Consider the following 22,150-nt stretch of genomic DNA (forward strand, 5'->3'; position numbering starts at 1 on the left):
TGCGCAAGGCTTTGATCCACCTCGGCTTTTATCCACCGTAGATGCCGTATCGATTTCGCTACACACAGCCCATTTCCGCGATTCGCAAACCTACTTAAATCATTGATTCAAATAGTAAAAACAACATTGGCCGCGATCTTGCTATGTAGTTCTTCATAACCAGGGCATTGCCCAAGCATTCAATCGCGTCCACCAGACGAGTCTGGCCCCTTTAGGAGTTTCCATGAGCGAGTTGCGTTTTACTGAAGATCACGAATGGCTGCGCACCGAAGCTGACGGCAGCGTTACAGTCGGCATCACCGCTTTCGCACAGAACGCCTTGGGTGACGTGGTTTTCGTACAACTGCCTGAGCTGCAGTCCTACGACAAAGGCGCCGAAGCCGCCACCGTGGAATCGGTAAAAGCCGCCAGCGGCGTGTACATGCCGCTCGACGGCGAAGTGCTGGAAGTGAACCCGGCGCTGGACAGCAGCCCTGAACTGGTCAATGAAGATCCGCTGGGCGAAGGCTGGTTCTTCCGCTTCCAGCCTGCCGACGCTGCAGCTGTCGGCCAACTGCTGGATCAGGACGCCTACGACCGCCTGATCAAAGCCCAAGCCGAAGCCTGAGGAGCACTGACATGACTCAAGTCAACCTGACCACCGCCAACGAATTCATCGCCCGTCACATCGGCCCGCGCGCCGGTGACGAGCAAGCCATGCTCAACAGCCTCGGCTTCGACTCGCTGGAAGCCCTGAGCGCCAGCGTGATTCCGGACAGCATCAAGGGCACCAGCGTACTGGGCCTGGAAGACGGTCTGAGCGAAGCCGACGCCCTGGCGTTGATCAAATCCATCGCCGGCAAAAACCAGCTGTTCAAGACCTTCATCGGCCAGGGCTACTACGGCACCCACACGCCGTCGCCGATCCTGCGCAACCTGCTGGAAAACCCGGCCTGGTACACCGCTTACACCCCGTACCAGCCAGAAATTTCCCAGGGCCGTCTCGAAGCGCTGCTGAACTTCCAGACCCTGATCAGCGACCTCACCGGCCTGCCGATCGCCAACGCCTCGCTGCTCGACGAAGCCACCGCCGCTGCCGAAGCCATGACCTTCTGCAAACGCCTGAGCAAGAACAAAGGCAGCCACCAGTTCTTCGCTTCCGTGCACTGCCACCCGCAAACCCTCGACGTACTGCGCACCCGTGCCGAGCCGCTGGGCATCGACGTGGTTGTGGGCGACGAACGCGAGCTGAGCGACGTGACGCCGTTCTTCGGCGCCCTGCTGCAATACCCGGCAAGCAACGGTGACGTATTCGACTACCGCGAGCTGACCGAGCGTTTCCACGCTGCCAACGCTCTGGTAGCCGTGGCCGCTGACCTGCTGGCCCTGACCGTGCTGACCCCGCCGGGCGAATTCGGCGCCGACGTGGCCATCGGCAGCGCACAACGTTTCGGTGTGCCGCTGGGCTTCGGTGGCCCGCACGCCGCTTACTTCTCCACCAAGGATGCGTTCAAGCGCGACATGCCGGGCCGTCTGGTCGGCGTTTCCGTGGACCGTTTCGGCAAGCCGGCCCTGCGCCTGGCCATGCAGACCCGCGAGCAACACATCCGCCGCGAGAAGGCCACTTCCAACATCTGCACCGCGCAAGTATTGCTGGCCAACATCGCCAGCATGTACGCCGTGTACCACGGCCCGAAAGGCCTGACGCAGATTGCCAACCGCGTGCATCACCTGACCGCGATCCTCGCCAAGGGCTTGACCGCTCTGGGCCTGAACGTCGAACAGGAAAACTTCTTCGACACCCTGACCGTGGCCACCGGTGCCGACACCGCCAAACTGCACGATCAGGCACGCGCCCAACAGATCAACCTGCGCGTCGTCGACGCTGCACGTCTGGGCCTGTCCCTCGACGAAACCAGCACCCAGGCCGACGTTGAAACCCTGTGGGCCCTGCTGTCCAACGACAAGACTCTGCCGGACTTCGCAGCGCTGGCTAGCCGTGTTGAAAGCACCATTCCTGCCGCACTGGTACGCCAGTCGCCAATCCTCAGCCACCCGGTGTTCAACCGCTATCACTCGGAAACCGAGCTGATGCGCTACCTGCGCAAACTGGCGGACAAGGACCTGGCGCTGGACCGCACCATGATCCCGCTGGGTTCGTGCACCATGAAGCTCAACGCCGCCAGCGAAATGATCCCGGTCACCTGGGCTGAATTCGGTGCCCTGCACCCGTTCGCTCCGGCCGAGCAAAGCGCCGGCTACCAGCAACTGACCGACGAACTTGAAGCGATGCTCTGCGCCGCCACCGGTTACGACTCGATCTCGCTGCAACCGAACGCCGGCTCGCAAGGTGAATACGCCGGTCTGCTGGCAATCCGCGCCTACCACCAGAGCCGTGGCGAATATCGTCGCGACATCTGCCTGATCCCGTCGTCGGCCCACGGCACCAACCCGGCCACCGCCAACATGGCCGGCATGCGCGTTGTCGTCACCGCGTGTGACGCCCGTGGCAACGTTGATATCGAAGACCTGCGCGCCAAAGCCATCGAGCATCGCGAACACCTCGCTGCGCTGATGATTACCTACCCGTCGACCCACGGCGTGTTCGAAGAAGGCATCCGCGAAATCTGCGGCATCATTCATGACAACGGCGGCCAGGTGTACATCGACGGCGCCAATATGAACGCGATGGTCGGCCTCTGCGCACCGGGCAAGTTCGGCGGCGACGTGTCGCACCTGAACCTGCACAAGACCTTCTGCATTCCTCACGGCGGTGGCGGCCCGGGCGTCGGCCCGATTGGCGTGAAATCGCACCTGACCCCGTTCCTGCCGGGCCACGCCCAGATGGAGCGCAAGGAAGGCGCGGTCTGCGCGGCACCGTTCGGCAGCGCAAGCATTCTGCCGATCACCTGGATGTACATTCGCATGATGGGTGGCGCAGGCCTGAAGCGCGCTTCGCAGCTGGCAATCCTCAATGCCAACTACATTTCCCGTCGCCTCGAAGAGCACTACCCAGTGCTGTACACCGGTAGCAACGGCCTGGTAGCGCACGAGTGCATCCTCGACCTGCGTCCGCTGAAAGACAGCAGCGGCATCAGCGTCGACGACGTGGCCAAGCGTCTGATCGACTTCGGTTTCCACGCCCCGACCATGTCGTTCCCGGTGGCAGGCACGCTGATGATCGAGCCGACCGAAAGCGAATCCAAGGAAGAACTGGATCGCTTCTGCGACGCCATGATCCGCATCCGCGAAGAAATCCGCGCAGTGGAAAACGGCACGCTGGACAAGGACGACAACCCACTGAAAAACGCTCCGCACACCGCGGCGGAGCTGGTGGGCGAGTGGTCGCACCCGTACAGCCGCGAGCAAGCCGTCTACCCGGTTGCCTCGCTGATCGAAGGCAAGTACTGGCCGCCGGTCGGTCGCGTCGACAACGTCTTCGGCGATCGCAACCTGGTTTGCGCCTGCCCGTCGATCGAAAGCTACGCTTAAACGAATGAGGGGGCGGATTCATCCGCCCACTCTCTAGAACACCACCTCCCCCTGTAGGAGCTGCCGCAGGCTGCGATCTTTTGATCTTCATCAAAAGCAAGATCAAAAGATCGCAGCCTGCGGCAGCTCCTACCGGGCGCATCTCCCGTGATAGTTACGCCTATAACAAGAAACCGGAGAACAACTCATGTCGTTAAGCGTGTTCGACCTGTTCAAGATTGGCATCGGCCCCTCCAGCTCCCACACCGTCGGCCCGATGCGCGCCGCCGCGCGTTTCGTCGAAGGCCTGCGCCGTGAAGGGCTGCTGACGGCAACCACCAGCATCAAAGTCGAGCTGTACGGCTCGCTCGGCGCCACCGGCAAGGGGCACGGCAGCGACAAGGCCGTGCTGCTCGGCCTGGAAGGCGAGCATCCGGACACCGTTGACACCGAAACCGTCGCCGCCCGCCTGCAAGACATTCGCGGCAGCGGTCGCTTGAACCTGCTCGGCGAACACAGCATTGCGTTCAACGAGAAAGAACACCTGGCGATGATTCGCAAGCCATTGGCCTATCACCCCAACGGCATGATTTTTCGTGCCTTCGATGCCGCAGGCCTGCAAATCCGCAGCCGCGAGTACTACTCGGTCGGCGGTGGTTTTGTCGTCGATGAAGACGCCGCCGGCGCCGACCGCATCGTCGAAGACGCCACCCCCCTGACCTTCCCGTTCAAAAGCGCCAAGGATCTTCTTGGTCATTGCGTCAAATATGGCCTGTCCATCAGCCAGGTGATGCTGACCAACGAAAGCGCCTGGCGCCCGGAAGCGGAAACCCGCGCCGGCCTGCTGAAAATCTGGCAAGTGATGCAGGACTGCGTCGCAGCCGGCTGCCGCAACGAAGGCATCCTGCCCGGTGGTTTGAAAGTAAAACGCCGCGCCGCCGCGCTGCATCGACAGTTGTGCAAGAACCCGGAATCGTCGTTGCGTGATCCGCTGTCAGTGCTGGATTGGGTCAACCTGTACGCCCTGGCGGTCAACGAAGAAAACGCCAACGGTGGACGCGTGGTCACCGCGCCTACCAACGGCGCGGCCGGAATCATTCCCGCCGTGCTGCATTACTACATGCGATTTATCCCGGCCTCGAATGACGACGGTGTCGTGCGTTTTCTGCTGACCGCTGCGGCCATCGGCATTTTGTACAAGGAAAACGCTTCGATCTCTGGCGCTGAAGTCGGCTGCCAGGGCGAAGTCGGCGTAGCCTGCTCCATGGCTGCCGGCGCCTTGTGCGAAGTGCTTGGCGGCACCGTGCAGCAAGTGGAAAACGCCGCGGAGATCGGCATGGAACACAACCTCGGCCTGACCTGCGACCCGATTGGCGGGCTGGTGCAAGTGCCATGCATCGAGCGCAACGCCATGGGCTCGGTCAAGGCCATCAATGCCGTGCGCATGGCCATGCGCGGTGACGGGCAGCACTTCGTCTCCCTCGACAAGGTCATCCGCACCATGCGCCAGACCGGCGCCGACATGAAAAGCAAATACAAGGAAACCGCCCGTGGCGGTTTGGCGGTCAACATTATCGAGTGCTGATGCGCGCTCATCTGCACCCTTCTTCAGGAGCTGAATATGTCCACCGAACAATTGTTGAAAACCCCGTTGCACGCACTGCATATCGAACTCGGCGCACGCATGGTGCCGTTCGCCGGCTACGACATGCCTGTGCAATATCCGCTGGGCGTAATGAAAGAACACCAGCACACCCGCGATCAGGCTGGCCTGTTCGATGTCTCGCACATGGGCCAGATCCGCCTGACCGGCACCAATGCCGCCAAGGCTCTGGAAACCCTGGTGCCGGTGGACATCATCGACCTGCCGGTAGGCATGCAGCGCTATGCGATGTTCACCAACGAGACCGGTGGCATCCTCGACGACCTGATGGTCGCCAACCTGGGTAACGACGAACTGTTCCTGGTGGTCAACGCTGCCTGCAAGGATCAGGACCTGGCGCACCTGCGCAAGCACATCGGCGAGCAGTGCAGCATCGAGCCGTTGTTCGAAGAACGCGCCCTGCTCGCTTTGCAAGGCCCAGCGGCGGTAACAGTTCTGGCACGCCTGGCTCCAGAAGTGTCGAAAATGACGTTCATGCAGTTCGCCCGCGTAAAACTGCTGGGCGTGGACTGCTTTGTCAGCCGTTCGGGCTACACCGGCGAAGACGGTTTCGAAATCTCCGTGCCGGCCGACAGCGCCGAAGCCCTGGCTCGTGCCCTGCTGGCCGAACCGGAAGTTGAAGCCATCGGCCTCGGTGCACGCGATTCCCTGCGTCTGGAAGCCGGCCTGTGCCTGTACGGCCACGACATGAACACCGACACCACGCCGATCGAAGCCAGCCTGCTGTGGGCCATCTCCAAGCCACGCCGTGCCGATGGCCCGCGTGCCGGTGGCTTCCCGGGCGCTGAAACGGTATTCGCTCAGCAACAGGGTGGCGTCAGCCGCAAACGCGTCGGCCTGCTGCCACAAGAACGCACCCCGGTGCGTGAAGGCGCAGAAATCGTCAACGAAGCGGGCGAGAGCATCGGCAGCGTCTGCAGCGGCGGTTTCGGGCCGACCCTGGGCGCACCTTTAGCGATGGGTTACCTCGACAGCGCTTATATCGCTATCGATACACCGGTGTGGGCAATTGTTCGTGGGAAAAAGGTTCCTTTGCTTGTAAGCAAAATGCCATTTGTTCCGCAACGCTACTATCGCGGCTGATCGTTTGTTCCTATAAGTAACGCGGTTGCGTTAACAGTGCACTAATGTGTAACGCAACCGCCATAAAATAGTGCATCGTTTGGCTGTAAGCTTCGATTATGAACTTTGCTTATAACGATCGAAAACAATTGAACCCCTCTATCGCATAAGCCGATGCTAGTTGGCACAGCACGCCACCAACCCGAGCAAATACGGGCCTTTCACAGGGCTTGTTTTTTCTCCCATAGTTGGCGTAGAGTTTGTTCACTGTGTTTGCATGGGTCGCTTGGAATCGTGACCTGGGCAGTAGCCTACAAGTTAGCTACATCCCGTTTGACGTCTTCTTACTCTCCTGCAACCAGCCCCAGTACTCTTTCATGAGAAGGAGACTGTCATTAATTTTTGCGTCAAAGGAAATAAGAAATGTCCCAACGTCAGAGCGGTACCGTCAAGTGGTTTAACGACGAGAAAGGTTTTGGTTTTATCACTCCTGAAAGCGGTCCGGATCTGTTCGTGCACTTCCGCGCCATCCAGGGCAACGGCTTCAAGAGCCTGAAAGAAGGCCAGAAAGTGACCTTCATCGCCGTGCAGGGCCAGAAAGGCATGCAGGCTGACGAAGTACAAGCAGAAGGCTAATCTTCTGTAACGAAAAAGCCCCTGATGCTGACATCAGGGGCTTTTTTGTGCGCGTAAATCCGTAAAATGGCTTTCTTTTTCCGCCGAGAGCCTGCCATGTCGAAACACCTGCTTAACCCCCAGGGCGAATTTCCTGCCGCTGGCCTGGGTCGTCGCCTGGCAGCGATGTTTTACGACTTCCTGCTATGCACTGCACTGCTGATCGTCACCAGCGGCATCTACAAGATGATCCAGATGTGGATCATCGGTGAAGAAAAAATGCGCACGCTAACTGAAGCCGGGGCGCTTGATGGCGATCCGCTGCTCTCGACGGTATTGCTGTTCGTGCTGTTCGGTTTCTTCGCCAAATTCTGGACCTACTCCGGTCAGACCCTGGGCATGCAGGTCTGGTGCATCCGCGTGCAGAATGCCGACGGTTCATCCATCACCCTGTGGCAAGCGCTGCTGCGCTTTGTGGTGTCGATTGCCTCATGGCTGTGCGTTGGGCTCGGGTTCATCTGGTCGCTGTTCGACAAGCAACAACGCAGCTGGCATGACATGTATTCCAATACCCAGCTTGTGCGGATCCCAAAGAAACAAAAGTAACGCCCACAAAAAAGATCGCAGCCTTCGGCAGCTCCTACATCAATCCCTGTAGGAGCTGCCGAAGGCTGCGATCTTTTGCTTTTGCTCTTAAGCGTTACCCGCCAACTTCATCCGCGCCGCCTGAGTGAAATCAAGCATGCGTTTCAACGGGCGAATTGCCTGAGGAACCAGGGCCGGGTCGACGAATATCTCATTCGTCCCTTCCTTCAAGCTCTTCAGCGTGCGCTCAAGCGTATTCATCGCCATCCACGGGCAGTGCGCGCAACTGCGGCAGGCTGCGCCGTTACCGGCCGTTGGCGCTTCAATAAAGACCTTGTCCGGGCACAGCTGCTGCATCTTGTAGAAGATGCCGCGGTCGGTGGCGACGATCAGGGTCTTGTTCGGCAGGCTCTGAGCCGCTGCGATCAACTGACTGGTGGAACCGACGGCGTCTGCCAACTCGATCACCGACGTCGGCGACTCCGGGTGCACCAGGATCGCTGCATCGGGATACAGCGCCTTCATGTCTTCGAGCTGCTTGGACTTGAACTCTTCGTGAACGATGCAAGCACCGTCCCACAACAGCATGTCGGCACCGGTCTGGCGCTGGATGTAAGTGCCCAGATGCTTGTCCGGGCCCCAGATGATGGTTTCGCCGTTGTCCATCAGGCTTTCGACGATTTCCAGTGCGCAACTGGAAGTCACCACCCAGTCCGCCCGGGCTTTGACTGCCGCCGACGTGTTGGCGTAGACCACCACCGTACGCTCCGGATGCTGGTCGCAGAATGCGGAAAACTCATCGACCGGGCAACCCAGGTCCAGCGAGCACGTCGCCTCCAGGGTTGGCATCAGAATGCGTTTTTCAGGGGTGAGGATTTTTGCAGTTTCGCCCATGAACTTCACACCGGCGACCACAACGGTCTTGGCCGAGTGATCTCTGCCGAATCGAGCCATCTCCAGCGAGTCGGAGACACAGCCACCGGTTTCTTCGGCCAGGGCCTGGATGATCGGATCGCAATAGAAGTGAGCGACCAGCACCGCGTCCTGAGCCTTGAGCTCGGCAGCGATGGCGGCACGGTAGTAAGCCTCTTCGTCAGCGGTCAGCGGCTTGGGCTGCTTGGCATCGAGGTGGGCTTGAACCAGAAGGCGTTCGGAAATCTGCGTCATGTTCGCAAGACCTGCAGGCGCATTCGCGCGAAAGTCGAGTATACACCCGGCTCCGGACCCTTCAGGGTACCGCCGGGAAAGTGAGTATTCATCAGGCACGGACAGCGTTGAAGCTGGGCAAGGCTACAGAATATCCGGTGGATGCAAAAGATGATTCTGACCTGCGTCATGAAGTGCCACCCAAGGCCTGGGCAAACACAAATCGCGGGCAAAAAAAAATCCGGAAATCCTCACTTGCGTGGGCCTTCCAGACTTTTAAAACTGCTTGAAAATGGTGGGTCGTGTGGGATTCGAACCTACGACCAATTGGTTAAAAGCCAACTGCTCTACCAACTGAGCTAACGACCCGCTGTGTGGTGGCGCGTATAATACTGATTTTTAAGGACTATTCAACACCTATTTTGAAATAAATCAAAAATAAGGTGTTGGGTCACTGATTCCGGCCGCGACAAAGCCTTCCGCGCGCAGCCGGCAGCTATCGCATTTGCCGCATGCACGGCCTTCATCATCGGCCTGATAGCAAGAAACGGTCAGGCCGTAATTGACGCCAAGCTTGGTGCCGGCCTGGACAATCTGCGCTTTGCTGAGGTTTTGCAGCGGCGCCTGAATGCGGAAGCCATTGCCTTCTACACCCGCCTTGGTCGCCAAATTGGCCATGCGCTCGAACGACTCGATGAACTCGGGGCGGCAGTCCGGGTAGCCGGAATAATCCACTGCGTTGACACCGATAAAGATGTCGCGTGCGCCAAGCACTTCAGCCCAGCCTAGCGCCAGGGACAGGAAAACCGTGTTACGCGCAGGCACGTAGGTGACGGGAATACCTTCGCCCAACTCTTCCGGAATATCGATGCTGCTGTCGGTCAGCGCCGAGCCGCCCATGCCGTTGAAATTGAGACCGATGACCTTGTGTTCGACCACCCCCAAATCCCGGGCGACGCGTTCGGCGGCGTACAGCTCGGCGTGGGACCGCTGACCGTAGTCGAAGCTCATGGTGTAGCAGCTGTAGCCTTCGGCGCGGGCCATGGCCACCACGGTTGCCGAGTCCAGGCCACCGGACAGCAGGATGACCGCACGTTTTTCCGCAGTGTTCAGTTGTTCCGTCATATCAGCGCCCCGGCTCGTCATTCCAAAGATATTTATGCAGCTGCAATTGCAAGCGCACTGGCAGGTTGTCCGCCACCACCCAGTCAGCCAGGTCCCGTGCATTGAGATCATGGTGACTTGGCGAAAACAGCACTTCACCGGCACGCTTTTCCAGACCGTACTGGATCAGCTTGGAGACCGACCAGTCATAGTCTTCCCGCGAACAGATGACAAACTTCACCTGATCGTTGGGCGTGAGCAGCTCAATGTTTTCGTAGCGATTGCGGTGCGCTTCCTTCGACCCTGGAGTCTTCAAGTCGACAACGCGACTGACCCGGGAATCTACCGCCGAGATATCGATAGAGCCACTGGTTTCCAGTGACACTTCGTAACCGGCATCGCACAAGCGCTTGAGCAATGGGATGGCGTTGGGTTGCGCCAGGGGCTCGCCGCCGGTGACACAGACATAACGCGGACGGAACCCGGCCACTTGCTCGAGGATATCGTCGAGTGTGCGGATGGTCCCGCCAGTGAAGGCGTAGGCGCTGTCGCAGTATTGGCAACGCAGAGGGCAACCGGTCAGGCGCACAAAAACAGTGGGCAGGCCAGCAGTCCGCGTTTCACCCTGCAACGAGTAAAAAACTTCGGTAATTCTCAATGTGTCTTGCATAGTCGCCACGGGCGTAACAGCTAAACAGGCTGTCCGCCTCCGTCAGGCACTTCAAGGAACCCCGGCAATGCGCAGATCCCAAAAAGCGTGTTTCATAAAAAGGGCGTGAATTCTAACGAAAAAACCCGCGACAAGCGCGGGTTTCTGCGAAACGGTTCAAGCAGCCTTACATTTTCTGCAGATCGCGCTGGGCCAACTGAGCGGCGGATGTACCCGGATATTGGGAAACCACCTGCTGCAGAATGCCTTTTACCCGGTCGGTATGACCCAGGCGGCGCTCTACATCAGCGAGCTTGTACAGCGAATCAGGCACTTTGGCGTGCTTTGGATACAGCTGCGAAACCTTGGCAAATGCCTGACCTGCACCTTGCAGATCGCCTTTGGCCAGGTTCACTTCGCCCAACCAGTACTGGGCATTGCCCGCGTATTGGCTGTTCGGGTATTTGCGCAGGAATGCGGCGAAAGCCTGGCTGGCCTTGTCGAAATCCTTGGCTTTGATCAGATCGAAGGCAGCATCGTAATAGAGCTTTTCCTTCGCCGGATCTGCCGGTTCGCTACCCGCGGCGGGTGCTTGAGCGGCTGCCGCTCCTGCACTTGCGCCGGCTGCTGCAGCGGGGGCGTTCAAATCGCCACCGCCGGAAGAATTCTCAGGAGTCGCGGCTGGTGCAACGCCGGTTCCTATGCGCCGATCAAGATCCTGGTATCGCTCCAGGCTTTCTTGCTTCATGCGCGCCACATCATTTTGCAGTTCTTCAATCACGCCCTGTTGGCGCGAGATCTGATCCTGCATCGATTGCAATTGGTTGAACAGCTGGCCCTGTGCCGAGACAGGGGTCGAAACCCCTCCCCCGGCATAGGCGCCGTTCGTACCGTAACCTGCAGGCGGACTATTGCTCCCGCTATTGTTATAGCCGGAGTCGTTATCGACCACAGGAACCGCAGCCCACGCCGCAAGCGGCGCGAGACTGAGAGCCAGAACAGTTACAGCACGACGGCACGTTCGCATGACGAATTACTTACGCAGTTCGACGCGACGGTTTTGAGCCCAGGACTGCTCGTCGTTGCCGGTAGCAACTGGACGCTCTTCGCCGTAGGAAACCAGTTCCAGCTGAGCTGGGGAAACACCTTGCAGTACCAGGTAGCGTTGAACGGCTTTCGCACGACGCTCGCCCAGTGCCATGTTGTACTCACGAGTACCACGTTCGTCGGTGTTGCCTTCCAGAACAACGCGAGCGCCGTTTGCTTTCAGGTCTTTGGCGTGAACGTCCAGAGCGCGCATGGCTTCTGGCTTCAGGTCCGAGCTGTCGTATTCGAAGTAGAAAGTGGTGATTGCGCGCAGAGCAGCTTCTTCGCTCAGGGAGCCGTCAACTGCACCAGTGTTTGCGCCGTAACCAGCGTTTGGATCTACAGCGCCTTCACCGGCATTGTCGCCGCCTTTGGACGAGCAACCTACAGCTACAGCCATGGCCAGAGCCAGCGCAGCAAATTTACCAAACTTCAGCATTTCCATCGTGAAACTCCTAATGAACCCCAGTGTGTTAAGTAAAACGTATAGCGCCGCGTCAGTTCAGGTAAGGGGACCAGGAAGGTTCTCTGACTTCGCCTTGTGCGGTAGGAAGCGGGAGCCTTACGCGTCCATTGATGGACACGAGCATCAAGACTCCCCGGCCCTGCTGGCGGGTGGCGTAGATTACCATGGTGCCGTTGGGCGCAACAGTAGGCGACTCGTCCAGAGTGCTATCAGTGAGGATCTTTACACTACCGCGCTGCAAATCCTGAGCTGCCACTTTGAAATTGGTGAAACCATCCTGGCGATGAATCATTACCAGGGTCTTTTCGTCAGCCGACAGTTTAGGGTTGGCGTTGTAGTTACCGACGAAAGTTACGCGCTCCGCACCGCCACCACCGACGCTGGTTTTGTAGATCTGTGGCTTGCCGCCACGGTCGGAAGTGAAGTAGATGGTCGAACCATCCTTGCCCCAGAACGGTTCGGTGTTGATGCCGGGACCGTTGGTGACGCGGGTGATCTGACGCGAACCGAGGTTCATCACGTAGATGTCCGGGTTGCCGTCCTTGGACAGTACGAACGCCAGGCGATTGCCATCCGGCGACCAGGCTGGCGCACCGTTCAGGCCTTCGAAGTTGGTGATCTGCTCACGGCGACCGGTGTCGATGTTCTGCATGAAGATGCGCGGACGCTTCTGCTCGAACGAGACATAGGCGATGCGCTTGCCATCCGGTGCGAAACGCGGCGACAGGATCGGCTCGCGCGATTGCAGCAGGGTCACGGCGCGCGCGCCGTCATAGTCCGAACGTTGCAGCGTGTAGCGAGTGTTCTTCTCGGAAAAACGCTCGGCCGTCACGTACAGCAGGCGAGTCGAGAACGCACCCTTGATACCGGTGAGTTTTTCGAACGACTGGTCGGCGATGTAGTGCGACATGTCGCGCAGTTGATCGACGCCGCCCGACACGCTGCCGGTCAGCACTTGCTGCTCGGTAGCGACGTTGAACAGTGCGTATTGCACCTGCAGGCGACCGCCCGCCGGAACAATGCTGCCGACCATGACGTACTGGGCACCCAGTGCCTTGAAGTCACGGAAGATGATTTCGCTGGCCTGGCTAGGCTGGCTGATCATGTTCTGCTTTGGAATCGGCGAGTAGTAACCCGAGTTGCGCAGGTCGTTACCGATGATTTCAGCCATGTCGTCCGGCAGCACGCTGCCGCCCTGGTTGCCAAACGGCACCACCGCGATCGGGGTGGCTCGATCACTGCCGCTGGTGACCAGAATGTTTTTCTCATCTGCCATCGCCATTCCTGCCATGCAGCAGATAGCGATTAGCATTCCTCGAAGAAGGTTTCTCACGGGGCTAAATCCTCAGGCGTGAATGTCATCTTGAATGAACGATACGGAGCGAAATCACTCGGCTTCATTCCCTGCATTTCTGTCAAACGTCCAATATTCTTCACTGCCGCTACAGCAGACGCATCAAACGGACCGTCACCACTGGACTTGGCCACGCTGGCCGAAGTCACCGTACCGTCCGGCAACATGCCGATTTGCAGCACCACTGTCATACCTTTGCGTGCTGAAGGAGGACGAGCCCAGCCTTCCGCCGCACGAAGGCGAATCAAATCATCGAAACTGCCGGCGACTTCGTCACCCTGCTCATCTGCCAACGCCTGCTGGCGCTGCGGCGTGTCGGAAAGCAAATCGGCCAAGGCCTGGGCCTTTTTGTCTTCGGTAGATTTACGTGCCGCATCCTGCGCTTTCTTCTTCGCAGCATCGGCAGCAGCTTTCTTCTTCGCTTCATCGGCGACTTTCTTCTTCGCCTCTTCAGCTTCAGCTTTCTTCTTGGCGTCTTCGGCGGCTTTCTTCTTCGCGTCTTCGACGATTTTCTTCTTCGCTTCTTCAGCGGCCGCTTTCTTGGCCTCTTCTTCAGCGGCTTTCTTGGCTTCTTCTTCGGATTTCTTCTTGGCTATATCAGCCAATTGTTTCTCTTCGGCCTTCTTGGCTTCGGCGGTCTTCTTCGCTTCATCGGCTTTCTTGGCTTCATCAGCCTTTTTCGCCTCATCCGCTTTCTTCGACTCGTCGGCCTTCTTGGCTTCCTCGGCCTTTTGAGCCGCTTCTTCTTTCTTTTGTTCCGCAGCCTTCACCGCTTCCTGCTCGACCTTTTTCTGTTCCAACTGTTCGACTTCGGTCTGACGCGCAGCAGATTTCTGCGCTTCACCCGCAATCTTCTGATTGGTCTGGGTGGTCGCCCGACTTTTCGATTTCAGCTGGTACAGGGTCGCCTGGACAATCGGCTTGGCCGGCGGCAGCTCCGGTGTGAAGGCAAAACTGACGAACAGCATGCCGAACACCAGCACGTGCAAGCCAATCGCCCAGACACTAGGCCAGAAGTAGCTTTCCGAGGCGGACGGCTCTCGCTGTTGCTGCATCAGGGCGCCTCGGTAATCAAGCCAACGTTACCGACGCCGGCTTTCTGCAACCCGCCCATGGCGCCCATGACGGAGCCATAGTCGACACTTTTGTCGCCGCGAATGAACACTTGGGTACGCTTGCCGCTTTCGTTGCCGACGCGAATGATCTTGGTCACCGCATCGGTCATCTGCGGCAGGGTCATGGCACGATCCTGCTGCTTCTCGGTGTCGACTTCGCTGCCGAGGTTCCAGTAATAGGTCTTGTCGGATTTGATGGAAATGGTCAGGACCTGGGTGTTGTTGTCCTGCGGCAAGGCTTCGCTGGAAACCTTGGGCAGATCAACTTTCACGCCCTGATTGAGCATCGGCGCAGTCACCATGAAGATGACCAGCAGCACCAACATCACGTCGATGTAAGGCACCACGTTCATCTCGGCGACCGGCTTGCGCTTTTTGCGAGCTCGAGCGATTAAAGCCATTGGAAATTACCTGCTTATTCTTCGCTGGTGTGCACTTTGCGGTGCAGGATCGCCTGGAATTCATCGGCGAAGGTGTAGTAACGGCCCAGCAGGGTTTCGCTGCGAGCAGCAAAACGGTTGTAAGCGATAACGGCTGGAATGGCTGCGAACAGACCGATCGCGGTCGCGATCAGTGCTTCGGCGATACCTGGAGCCACAGTGGCCAGCGTCGCTTGCTGGGCGGTCGCCAGACCGCGGAAGGAGTTCATGATGCCCCAGACGGTACCGAACAGACCGATATACGGGCTCACGGACCCAACGGTGGCCAGGAACGGCAGGCTTTGCTCGAGCTTTTCTTCTTCGCGGGAAATGGCAACGCGCATGGCACGGGCCACACCTTCCATCACCGCTTCCGGGTCAACGCCCGGTTGCTGGCGCAGACGGGAGAATTCCTTGAAGCCGGCGCGGAAGATCTGCTCGACGCCCGAGTCCGGGTCTGGGTTGCTACCCGCCTGACGGTAAAGTTTGGACAGGTCGATACCCGACCAGAAGCGCTCCTCGAAGCTCTCCAGGGCACGTCGACCGGCGCGCAGCAGATTGCTGCGCTGAAAGATCATGATCCATGAGGTCACCGATGCGGCTACCAGGGTCAGCATTACCAGTTGCACCACGATACTGGCATTGCTGACCAGGCTCCACATGGAGGAATGGTCGACGACGTTAGCTTCCACGCTTTATCTCCTGCTTTGAGTGTGTACCCGCGCCGCTCACGTCGGCAAAGGCCGCTCGTAGAGCTTCGGGAATGGCCCGGGGTTTTAAACTTTCAGTGCGCACACAGGCCACCAGAAACTGCCCTTCGCAGAGCAGCGCATCATCCGTAGCCCGCCTGACCTGCTGCTTGAAGCGCAGGCTGACACGGTTCAATTCGATTACTTCAGCGCTTACCAGCAGTTCGTCGTCCAGTCGCGCCGGCGCGTGGTAGCGCGCTTCGCTGGAATGCACGACGAACAACAGGTCCTCCCCTGCCAGCTGCGATTGGGCAAAGCCCAGCTCTCGTAGCCGCTCGGTTCGAGCCCGTTCCATAAACTTGAGGTAATTAACGTAATACACGATGCCGCCCGCATCGGTGTCCTCGTAATAAACGCGACAACGATGTGCGAAAGGCTCAAGCCCGTTTTGCGCGCGCATACTCTAGTGCTTACTCCTCGGGTTGCCAATCCGGCCAGGCAACTGTTTTTCATTGTTCTGCGGCTTTCTCGCGAAAGTACGGTCCTAGGACAGCACAATGCCCGAAAATTCAGCCCGCAAAAGTTAATTAATCGTCCACGGCATCGAGAAACTCGTCTACCACGGGCATCTCGCCCAATCGTGACGGAATGTTTAAGCCGAAGTGCAGGTACGCATGCCGCGTCACCACTCGCCCGCGAGGGGTGCGCATGATGTAGCCCTGCTGAATCAGGTAAGGCTCCAGCACGTCTTCAATGGTGTGGCGCTCCTCACTGATCGCTGCAGCGAGACTGTCCACGCCAACCGGCCCGCCATCGAACTTCTCGATCATGGTCAGCAGCAGACGCCGGTCCTGATGATCGAAGCCACGTTCGTCGACATCCAGCAGGTTCAGGGCCAGGTCGGCAATCGGCTTGGTGATGTGGCCCTTGGCGCGAACTTCGGCGAAGTCGCGTACCCGGCGCAGCAAACGGTTGGCGATTCGCGGTGTACCGCGGGCACGTCGGGCGATTTCGAAGGCGCCTTCAGGGTCCAGCGGCAAGCCGAGGATATTCGCCGAACGACCGACAATCGTGGCGAGGTCGGCCGTGCTGTAGAACTCCAGGCGCTGCACAATCCCGAAACGGTCGCGCAGCGGATTGGTCAGCATCCCCGCTCGCGTAGTCGCGCCGACCAGGGTGAAGGGTGGCAGATCGAGCTTGATCGAACGCGCGGCCGGGCCTTCGCCGATCATGATGTCGAGCTGGAAATCCTCCATCGCCGGGTACAGTACCTCTTCGACAATCGGCGACAGGCGATGGATTTCATCGATGAACAGCACGTCGTGCGGTTCAAGGTTGGTCAGCAGCGCTGCGAGATCACCCGGACGCTCAAGAACCGGCCCCGAGGTGCTTTTGATCGAGACACCCATTTCCTGGGCGATGATGTTGGCCAGGGTGGTTTTACCCAAGCCCGGCGGACCGAAAATCAATGTGTGATCCAGGGACTCGTTACGCCCGCGGGCAGCCTGGATGAACAATTCCATTTGCTCGCGAACGGTCGGCTGGCCGATGTATTCGGCCAGGCTGACAGGACGAATCGCCCGGTCCTGGACTTCCTCGCGGTCACGGGGAGCACCCGTGGCGGCGATCAGACGATCAGCTTCAATCACTTAGATCATTCCCTTCAGGGCACGACGAATCATGTCTTCACTGCTCAAGCCTTTCTCCTTGATCGCGGAAATTGCCTTGCTGGCTTCCTGGGGCTTGTAGCCCAGGGAAATCAGCGCGCTGACCGCATCGTTTTCGGCGGTGTTGACCGGCGCCGGACCGTCCGGCTGGTTCGGCACCAGCGCAAACATGGCCGGCACGGTTTCCCAGGCCTTGAAGCGGTCCTTGAGTTCCACCAACAAACGTTCGGCGGTTTTCTTGCCCACCCCCGGCACCTTGGTCAGCGCCGAGGTGTCCTGGGACTGCACGCAACGGACCAGTTCATCGACTTCAAGGCTCGACATCAAGGCCAGGGCCAATTTCGGCCCCACACCATTGAGACGGATCAACTCGCGAAAAAAGTCTCGCTCACGCTTGCCGACGAAGCCATAGAGTAACTGCGCGTCTTCGCGTACGACCAAATGGGTGTGCAGCGTCAGCGGTTCACCGACCGACGGCAAGCGATACAGCGTGGTCATGGGCACTTCAAGCTCATACCCCAGACCGTTTACATCCAGAATCAGATGCGGTGGCTGTTTCTCAGCCAGAGTGCCGCGCAAACGTCCAATCACGTTACAAATCCTTGAGCGTTGGCCAGCGCTGGGCCAGCGACTGACAGAGCGAGGGGTTCGTGCCGACAAAACAGGCGCAAAACCCTCATTCCAGAAAAATGATTGCTGATGCTATCAGAGACGCAGGCGCCCGCCACGACTGCGTGCCGCACCCAGGCCGTGGGGTAACAGGCTGGAACGGGTGTGAGCATGGCAAATGGCAATGGCCAGGGCATCCGAGGCATCGATTTGTGGCTTGCTGGTCAGCTTCAACATATGCATGACCATCATTTGTACCTGCTCTTTATTGGCGGCACCGGTGCCGACGACCGCCTGCTTAACCTGGGTCGCGGTGTACTCGGCAATTTCCAAACTTTCTTCGGCACCCGCCACGATGGCCGCGCCACGGGCCTGCCCAAGCTTCAGGGCAGAATCGGCGTTACGGGCCATGAACACTTTTTCGATGCCCATGGTCACTGGCTTGTACGTCTGGATAATTTCCCGCACACCGCGATAGACAATCTGTAGGCGCTCAGACAACTCGCCAGCGCCGGTGCGGATACAGCCGGAGGCCACGTATTCGCAGCCACGGCCGGTATCACGAACCACGCCGTAACCGGTGATGCGCGAACCGGGGTCGATACCAAGAATTAAAGTCATAACGCCTGCGCAATTTTGATGCGATGTCTGAGGGTACTGTAGGAGCTGCCGAAGGCTGCGATCTTTTAGCTCTTAAAATCAAAAGATCGCAGCCTTCGGCAGCTCCTACAGGAGAGCGCACCGAAACCTGCGATCTTTTTATGAGTCATCAACCGAGCTGTGCGGCAACCGACTCCGGGATCTCCGCGTTGGAGTAAACGTTCTGCACGTCATCCAGGTCTTCGAGCATATCGATCAGCTTGAGGACTTTCTCGGCGCCTTCCAGATCCAGTTCGGCGCTGGTGGTCGGCAGCATGACGATTTCAGCGTCATCACCTTTGAAACCGGCTGCTTCCAGCGCATTACGCACGGCGTAGAACCCGGAGAACGAGGTGAATACATCGATGGAACCGTCTTCGTTGGTCACCACGTCATCAGCATCGGCTTCCATGGCCGCTTCGATCAGCGCGTCTTCATCGACACCGGCAGCGAAGGAGATCTGCCCCTTGCGTTCGAACAGATAGGCCACCGAACCGTCGGTACCGAGGTTGCCACCACACTTGCTGAACGCATGGCGAACAGCGGCCGCGGTGCGGTTGCGGTTGTCGGTCATGCATTCGACCATCACCGCCACGCCGCCAGGACCGTAACCTTCGTAGGTCAGTTCGACCATGTCGTCGGTATCGGCTGCACCTGCGCCACGGGCAACTGCCCGATCGATGATGTCGCGACTCATGTTCGCGCCAAGGGCCTTGTCCAACGCCAGGCGCAGACGCGGGTTGGAACCTGGATCACCGCCACCCTGACGGGCCGCGACAGTCAGTTCACGAATCCACTTGGTGAAAATCTTGCCTTTTTTGGCATCCTGACGTTCTTTGCGGTGCTTGATGTTCGCCCACTTGGAATGACCTGCCATAACTCGCTCCGAATTCTCTTTGAAACATTGCCCGCCACGCTGTTTCGCGCCGGCCGGCAAACAAAAAAATCTTGAACAGCTCTATCTATAAAGAAAGGGCGCATCCACGGATGCGCCCTTCTGGTCAGCCTTACTCGGCCTTTGGCGTTTCGCGCAGACGAATGTGCAGTTCGCGCAATGCCTTGGCATCGACCTGACCCGGTGCCTGAGTCATGACATCCGCCGCGCTCTGGGTTTTCGGGAAGGCGATCACTTCACGGATCGACTGGGCGCCGGTCATCAGCATCACCAGACGGTCCAGACCGAAGGCCAGACCACCGTGCGGCGGCGCGCCGTATTTCAGGGCGTCGAGCAGGAAGCCGAATTTCTCTTCCTGTTCCGCTTCGTTGATACCCAGCAGACGGAATACAGTCTGCTGCATCTCTTTGCGGTGGATACGGATCGAACCGCCGCCCAGCTCGGTGCCGTTCAGAACCATGTCGTAGGCACGGGACAGCGCGGTTGCCGGGTTGGCTTCCAGCTCTTCCGGGGTGCACTTCGGTGCGGTGAACGGGTGGTGCAAGGCGGTGAAGCTACCGTCATCGTTCTCTTCGAACATCGGGAAGTCGACGACCCACATTGGCGCCCACTTGCAGGTCAGCAGGTCCAGGTCGTGGCCGAGCTTGATCCGCAGCGCGCCCAGGGCTTCGCTGACGATCTTGGCTTTGTCGGCGCCGAAGAACACGATGTCGCCGTCGACTGCACCGACGCGATCAAGGATAGCGTTGAGGTTTTCCAGCGGGATGTTTTTCACGATCGGCGACTGCAGACCGTCAACGCCGGCAGCGCGCTCGTTGACCTTGATGTACGCCAGGCCTTTGGCACCGTAGATACCGACAAACTTGGTGTAATCGTCGATCTGCTTGCGCGGCATGCTCGCCCCGCCTGGAACACGCAAGGCAGCGATACGGCATTTCGGGTCGTTGGCCGGGCCGCTGAACACCTTGAAATCGACTTCCTTGAGCTGATCGGCAACGTCAACCAGTTCCAGCGGGTTACGCAGGTCCGGCTTGTCGGAACCGTAGCGACGCATGGCCTCTTCGAAAGTCATATGAGGGAAATCACCGAATTCCAGACCCAGCACTTCCTTGAACAGGTTGCGGATCATTTGCTCGGTCAGGCCCATGATCTCTTTTTCATCGAGGAAGCTGGTCTCGATGTCGATCTGGGTGAATTCCGGCTGGCGGTCGGCACGCAGGTCTTCGTCACGGAAGCATTTGGCAATCTGGTAGTAACGGTCGAAGCCGGCCACCATCAGCAGTTGCTTGAACAACTGCGGCGATTGCGGCAGGGCGAAGAACGAACCGGCGTGGGTACGGCTCGGCACCAGGTAGTCGCGAGCGCCTTCCGGAGTAGCACGGGTCAGGATCGGCGTCTCGACGTCGAGGAAGCCGTTCTCGTCCAGGAAGCGACGGATGCTGGTGGTCATGCGCGAACGCAGACGCAGCTTCTCGGCCATTTCCGGGCGACGCAGGTCGAGGAAGCGATAACGCAGGCGGGTTTCTTCGCCGACGTCGGAGAACTCGTTCAACGGGAACGGCGGGGTTTCCGATTCGTTCAGCACTTCCAGTTCATAACCGAGGACTTCGATCATGCCCGACGCCATGTTGGCGTTGGTAGCACCCGCCGGACGCAGGCGAACCTTGCCGGTGATCTTCACGACGTACTCGCTGCGCACGCGATCGGCGGCGGCGAAGGATTCAGCGCGGTCCGGATCGAACACGACCTGGGCCAGACCGTCACGATCACGGATATCGAGGAAAATCACCCCACCGTGGTCACGGCGACGGTGGACCCATCCGCAAAGGGTAATTTCCTGGCCTTCCAGGCTTTCGTTCAGTTGGCCGCAATAATGGCTGCGCATCATGGTCGTGGTTTCACTTCTCGTAATTCGAAATTCGGTTGGAGATCCTGCAGCAGCCCCCTGCCTTTAAAAAGGCGTCGGGTGATGCAAGAGCACACGTGTCGTTCAACTCAGGTTCCAGACCTTAGTCAGCTTTGTCGCCGCCGGCCAGGTTCTTCTTGGAACCGGTCTTGAAATCGGTCTCGTACCAGCCAGTACCGCTGAGGCGGAAGCCCGGCATGGACAGCATCTTCTTGAGCTCTGGCGCCTGACAGGCAGGGCAGTCGACCAGCGGTGCATCGCTGATCTTTTGAATGGCTTCCAACTGATGACCACAGGAAGCACATTGATAATCGTACATCGGCATGGAGGTTGTCTCGGCGATCAGATTGCTACCGCGCACGCGGGGTTTTGCGGCAAAGAGCGGGATTATATCCATTAAATGCAGCCTGTGCAGCCGTAAGACTGCACAGATCGACATGCGACCCTTTCACTGCCGAGACTGAGCCATCACCCCACAACCTCCTTCCTTCAGACTGTGTACAACACAGACCACCCGCACCAGTCCGCTGAAGTTCTTCACCCCGCCATGGCGCAAATGCACTTCGCGATCCACGTAAGACAACAACGCGCTGACCGAGCAGCCATTGAGCCGGGCGATTTCGCCCAGAATATCCCAGTAGACCTGCTCAAGTCGCAAACAGGTGGCGAAGCCATTCAACCGCACCGACCGGGACAAGGGCTGGACCAGCCCCATATCGAATTCACTGACAAACGGATCAATCCCTCTATCCTTTACCGGACCGATTGCCCCTTCGTTTCGCCTCTCTCCATAAACCATATCGTTGACACTCCTTTGCCATCTCTCGGTTTTCATAAGCACGCTTATAAAACCGCGAGGGCAAAGTTATATCCAGATGACTTTTTGACCATCTGCGTAGGATATGCCAACAGCTGAGGGCAGATCGTGGAGTGCGTCCTACGCCGTCGGTTTTCCCACGCAGACTGACGAAAACTCGGTCAACAGACAGGTGCTTTTCGAGGGATCAAGGTGACGCGCCAACAGCACCCAC

23 protein-coding genes and 1 tRNA gene are annotated in these 22,150 nt (G+C 58.7%); 6 read left to right on the forward strand and 18 right to left on the reverse strand.

The genetic code is table 11. The features are described 5' to 3' along the window. Positions 1–223: 223 nt before the first annotated feature. The 6 genes from gcvH (at position 224) to ACM110_RS01070 (ending at position 7,396) form a co-directional block, all read left to right on the forward strand. On the forward strand, positions 224–607 hold the full coding sequence (gene gcvH, locus ACM110_RS01045; protein ID WP_150703051.1) for a glycine cleavage system protein GcvH: 384 nt from the start codon (positions 224–226) through the stop codon (positions 605–607). A gap of 11 nt (positions 608–618) precedes the next feature. Further along, entirely contained in the window at positions 619–3,471 is a 2,853-nt protein-coding gene (gene gcvP / locus ACM110_RS01050; protein WP_416126215.1) for an aminomethyl-transferring glycine dehydrogenase, read from the forward strand. Between the two features lie 187 nt (positions 3,472–3,658). Continuing rightward, entirely contained in the window at positions 3,659–5,035 is a 1,377-nt protein-coding gene (locus tag ACM110_RS01055) for an L-serine ammonia-lyase (RefSeq protein WP_416126216.1), read from the forward strand. Between the two features lie 36 nt (positions 5,036–5,071). Beyond that, positions 5,072–6,196 (forward strand): glycine cleavage system aminomethyltransferase GcvT, encoded by a 1,125-nt coding sequence (gene gcvT / locus ACM110_RS01060; protein WP_416126217.1) that lies wholly within the window; start codon positions 5,072–5,074, stop codon positions 6,194–6,196. A gap of 402 nt (positions 6,197–6,598) precedes the next feature. Further along, the gene (locus tag ACM110_RS01065) at positions 6,599–6,811 is read left to right on the forward strand and encodes a cold-shock protein (protein WP_007931076.1); all 213 of its coding nucleotides are present in this window, start codon (positions 6,599–6,601) and stop codon (positions 6,809–6,811) included. A 96-nt stretch (positions 6,812–6,907) separates the two neighbouring features. Further along, positions 6,908–7,396 carry an RDD family protein gene (locus ACM110_RS01070; RefSeq protein ID WP_416126218.1) on the forward strand — a complete coding sequence of 163 codons (489 nt, stop codon included), beginning with the start codon at positions 6,908–6,910 and terminating at the stop codon, positions 7,394–7,396. Between the two features lie 87 nt (positions 7,397–7,483). Here the strand turns inward: ACM110_RS01070 and nadA are convergent, their stop codons facing one another. The 18 genes from nadA to ACM110_RS01160 form a co-directional block, all read right to left on the reverse strand. Further along, a complete protein-coding gene (gene nadA, locus ACM110_RS01075) occupies positions 7,484–8,542 on the reverse strand; it encodes a quinolinate synthase NadA (RefSeq protein WP_416126219.1) in 1,059 nt (352 codons plus the stop codon). 272 nt (positions 8,543–8,814) lie between these two features. Beyond that, positions 8,815–8,890 (reverse strand) — tRNA-Lys (locus ACM110_RS01080). Between the two features lie 63 nt (positions 8,891–8,953). Further along, complete coding sequence (gene queC, locus ACM110_RS01085) at positions 8,954–9,646, reverse strand: 7-cyano-7-deazaguanine synthase QueC (protein WP_416126220.1); 693 nt, start codon at positions 9,644–9,646, stop codon at positions 8,954–8,956. Between the two features lies 1 nt (position 9,647). Then, positions 9,648–10,295, reverse strand: coding sequence for a 7-carboxy-7-deazaguanine synthase QueE (gene queE / locus ACM110_RS01090; protein ID WP_338582620.1), 648 nt, complete (start codon positions 10,293–10,295; stop codon positions 9,648–9,650). A gap of 166 nt (positions 10,296–10,461) precedes the next feature. Then, a complete protein-coding gene (gene ybgF / locus ACM110_RS01095; protein ID WP_416126221.1) occupies positions 10,462–11,301 on the reverse strand; it encodes a tol-pal system protein YbgF in 840 nt (279 codons plus the stop codon). 6 nt (positions 11,302–11,307) lie between these two features. Next, a complete protein-coding gene (gene pal, locus ACM110_RS01100) occupies positions 11,308–11,805 on the reverse strand; it encodes a peptidoglycan-associated lipoprotein Pal (RefSeq protein ID WP_003178634.1) in 498 nt (165 codons plus the stop codon). Positions 11,806–11,857: 52 nt separating this feature from the next. Beyond that, a complete protein-coding gene (gene tolB / locus ACM110_RS01105; RefSeq protein WP_416126405.1) occupies positions 11,858–13,138 on the reverse strand; it encodes a Tol-Pal system beta propeller repeat protein TolB in 1,281 nt (426 codons plus the stop codon). Between the two features lie 17 nt (positions 13,139–13,155). After that, positions 13,156–14,235: a cell envelope integrity protein TolA gene (gene tolA / locus ACM110_RS01110; protein ID WP_416126222.1), complete on the reverse strand. Its 1,080-nt coding sequence runs from the start codon at positions 14,233–14,235 to the stop codon at positions 13,156–13,158. Next, positions 14,235–14,687: a protein TolR gene (gene tolR, locus ACM110_RS01115; RefSeq protein ID WP_162488917.1), complete on the reverse strand. Its 453-nt coding sequence runs from the start codon at positions 14,685–14,687 to the stop codon at positions 14,235–14,237. The genes tolA and tolR overlap by 1 nt, the downstream gene beginning before the upstream one ends. A gap of 23 nt (positions 14,688–14,710) precedes the next feature. Further along, the gene (tolQ, locus tag ACM110_RS01120; RefSeq protein ID WP_007995636.1) at positions 14,711–15,406 is read right to left on the reverse strand and encodes a protein TolQ; all 696 of its coding nucleotides are present in this window, start codon (positions 15,404–15,406) and stop codon (positions 14,711–14,713) included. Next, positions 15,396–15,863, reverse strand: coding sequence for a tol-pal system-associated acyl-CoA thioesterase (ybgC, locus tag ACM110_RS01125; protein ID WP_150717234.1), 468 nt, complete (start codon positions 15,861–15,863; stop codon positions 15,396–15,398). The genes tolQ and ybgC overlap by 11 nt, the downstream gene beginning before the upstream one ends. A 127-nt stretch (positions 15,864–15,990) precedes the next feature. Beyond that, the gene (ruvB, locus tag ACM110_RS01130) at positions 15,991–17,052 is read right to left on the reverse strand and encodes a Holliday junction branch migration DNA helicase RuvB (protein WP_150763668.1); all 1,062 of its coding nucleotides are present in this window, start codon (positions 17,050–17,052) and stop codon (positions 15,991–15,993) included. Continuing rightward, entirely contained in the window at positions 17,053–17,661 is a 609-nt protein-coding gene (ruvA, locus tag ACM110_RS01135) for a Holliday junction branch migration protein RuvA (RefSeq protein ID WP_056852661.1), read from the reverse strand. A gap of 114 nt (positions 17,662–17,775) precedes the next feature. Then, positions 17,776–18,300, reverse strand: coding sequence for a crossover junction endodeoxyribonuclease RuvC (gene ruvC / locus ACM110_RS01140; RefSeq protein ID WP_338582626.1), 525 nt, complete (start codon positions 18,298–18,300; stop codon positions 17,776–17,778). A gap of 148 nt (positions 18,301–18,448) precedes the next feature. Further along, the gene (locus ACM110_RS01145) at positions 18,449–19,195 is read right to left on the reverse strand and encodes a YebC/PmpR family DNA-binding transcriptional regulator (protein WP_338582627.1); all 747 of its coding nucleotides are present in this window, start codon (positions 19,193–19,195) and stop codon (positions 18,449–18,451) included. 130 nt (positions 19,196–19,325) lie between these two features. Next, positions 19,326–21,101, reverse strand: coding sequence for an aspartate--tRNA ligase (aspS, locus tag ACM110_RS01150; RefSeq protein ID WP_338582628.1), 1,776 nt, complete (start codon positions 21,099–21,101; stop codon positions 19,326–19,328). 121 nt (positions 21,102–21,222) lie between these two features. After that, on the reverse strand, positions 21,223–21,444 hold the full coding sequence (locus ACM110_RS01155; RefSeq protein WP_007977333.1) for an FmdB family zinc ribbon protein: 222 nt from the start codon (positions 21,442–21,444) through the stop codon (positions 21,223–21,225). A gap of 123 nt (positions 21,445–21,567) precedes the next feature. Next, a complete protein-coding gene (locus ACM110_RS01160) occupies positions 21,568–21,918 on the reverse strand; it encodes a ribbon-helix-helix domain-containing protein (RefSeq protein ID WP_416126223.1) in 351 nt (116 codons plus the stop codon). Between the last annotated feature and the right edge of the window lie 232 nt (positions 21,919–22,150).

The organism is Pseudomonas sp. NFX98 (assembly GCF_047784845.1).
GTDB lineage: Bacteria > Pseudomonadota > Gammaproteobacteria > Pseudomonadales > Pseudomonadaceae > Aquipseudomonas.

Coding starts and splice junctions, on each gene's coding strand:
- gcvH (WP_150703051.1), top strand. CDS start 224: ATGAGCGAGTTGCGTTTTACTGAAGATCACGAATGGCTGCGCACCGAA.
- gcvP (WP_416126215.1), top strand. CDS start 619: ATGACTCAAGTCAACCTGACCACCGCCAACGAATTCATCGCCCGTCAC.
- ACM110_RS01055 (WP_416126216.1), top strand. CDS start 3,659: ATGTCGTTAAGCGTGTTCGACCTGTTCAAGATTGGCATCGGCCCCTCC.
- gcvT (WP_416126217.1), top strand. CDS start 5,072: ATGTCCACCGAACAATTGTTGAAAACCCCGTTGCACGCACTGCATATC.
- ACM110_RS01065 (WP_007931076.1), top strand. CDS start 6,599: ATGTCCCAACGTCAGAGCGGTACCGTCAAGTGGTTTAACGACGAGAAA.
- ACM110_RS01070 (WP_416126218.1), top strand. CDS start 6,908: ATGTCGAAACACCTGCTTAACCCCCAGGGCGAATTTCCTGCCGCTGGC.
- nadA (WP_416126219.1), bottom strand. CDS start 8,542: ATGACGCAGATTTCCGAACGCCTTCTGGTTCAAGCCCACCTCGATGCC.
- queC (WP_416126220.1), bottom strand. CDS start 9,646: ATGACGGAACAACTGAACACTGCGGAAAAACGTGCGGTCATCCTGCTG.
- queE (WP_338582620.1), bottom strand. CDS start 10,295: ATGCAAGACACATTGAGAATTACCGAAGTTTTTTACTCGTTGCAGGGT.
- ybgF (WP_416126221.1), bottom strand. CDS start 11,301: ATGCGAACGTGCCGTCGTGCTGTAACTGTTCTGGCTCTCAGTCTCGCG.
- pal (WP_003178634.1), bottom strand. CDS start 11,805: ATGGAAATGCTGAAGTTTGGTAAATTTGCTGCGCTGGCTCTGGCCATG.
- tolB (WP_416126405.1), bottom strand. CDS start 13,138: ATGCTAATCGCTATCTGCTGCATGGCAGGAATGGCGATGGCAGATGAG.
- tolA (WP_416126222.1), bottom strand. CDS start 14,235: ATGCAGCAACAGCGAGAGCCGTCCGCCTCGGAAAGCTACTTCTGGCCT.
- ybgC (WP_150717234.1), bottom strand. CDS start 15,863: ATGCGCGCGCAAAACGGGCTTGAGCCTTTCGCACATCGTTGTCGCGTT.
- ruvC (WP_338582626.1), bottom strand. CDS start 18,300: ATGACTTTAATTCTTGGTATCGACCCCGGTTCGCGCATCACCGGTTAC.
- ACM110_RS01145 (WP_338582627.1), bottom strand. CDS start 19,195: ATGGCAGGTCATTCCAAGTGGGCGAACATCAAGCACCGCAAAGAACGT.
- aspS (WP_338582628.1), bottom strand. CDS start 21,101: ATGATGCGCAGCCATTATTGCGGCCAACTGAACGAAAGCCTGGAAGGC.
- ACM110_RS01155 (WP_007977333.1), bottom strand. CDS start 21,444: ATGCCGATGTACGATTATCAATGTGCTTCCTGTGGTCATCAGTTGGAA.
- ACM110_RS01160 (WP_416126223.1), bottom strand. CDS start 21,918: ATGGTTTATGGAGAGAGGCGAAACGAAGGGGCAATCGGTCCGGTAAAG.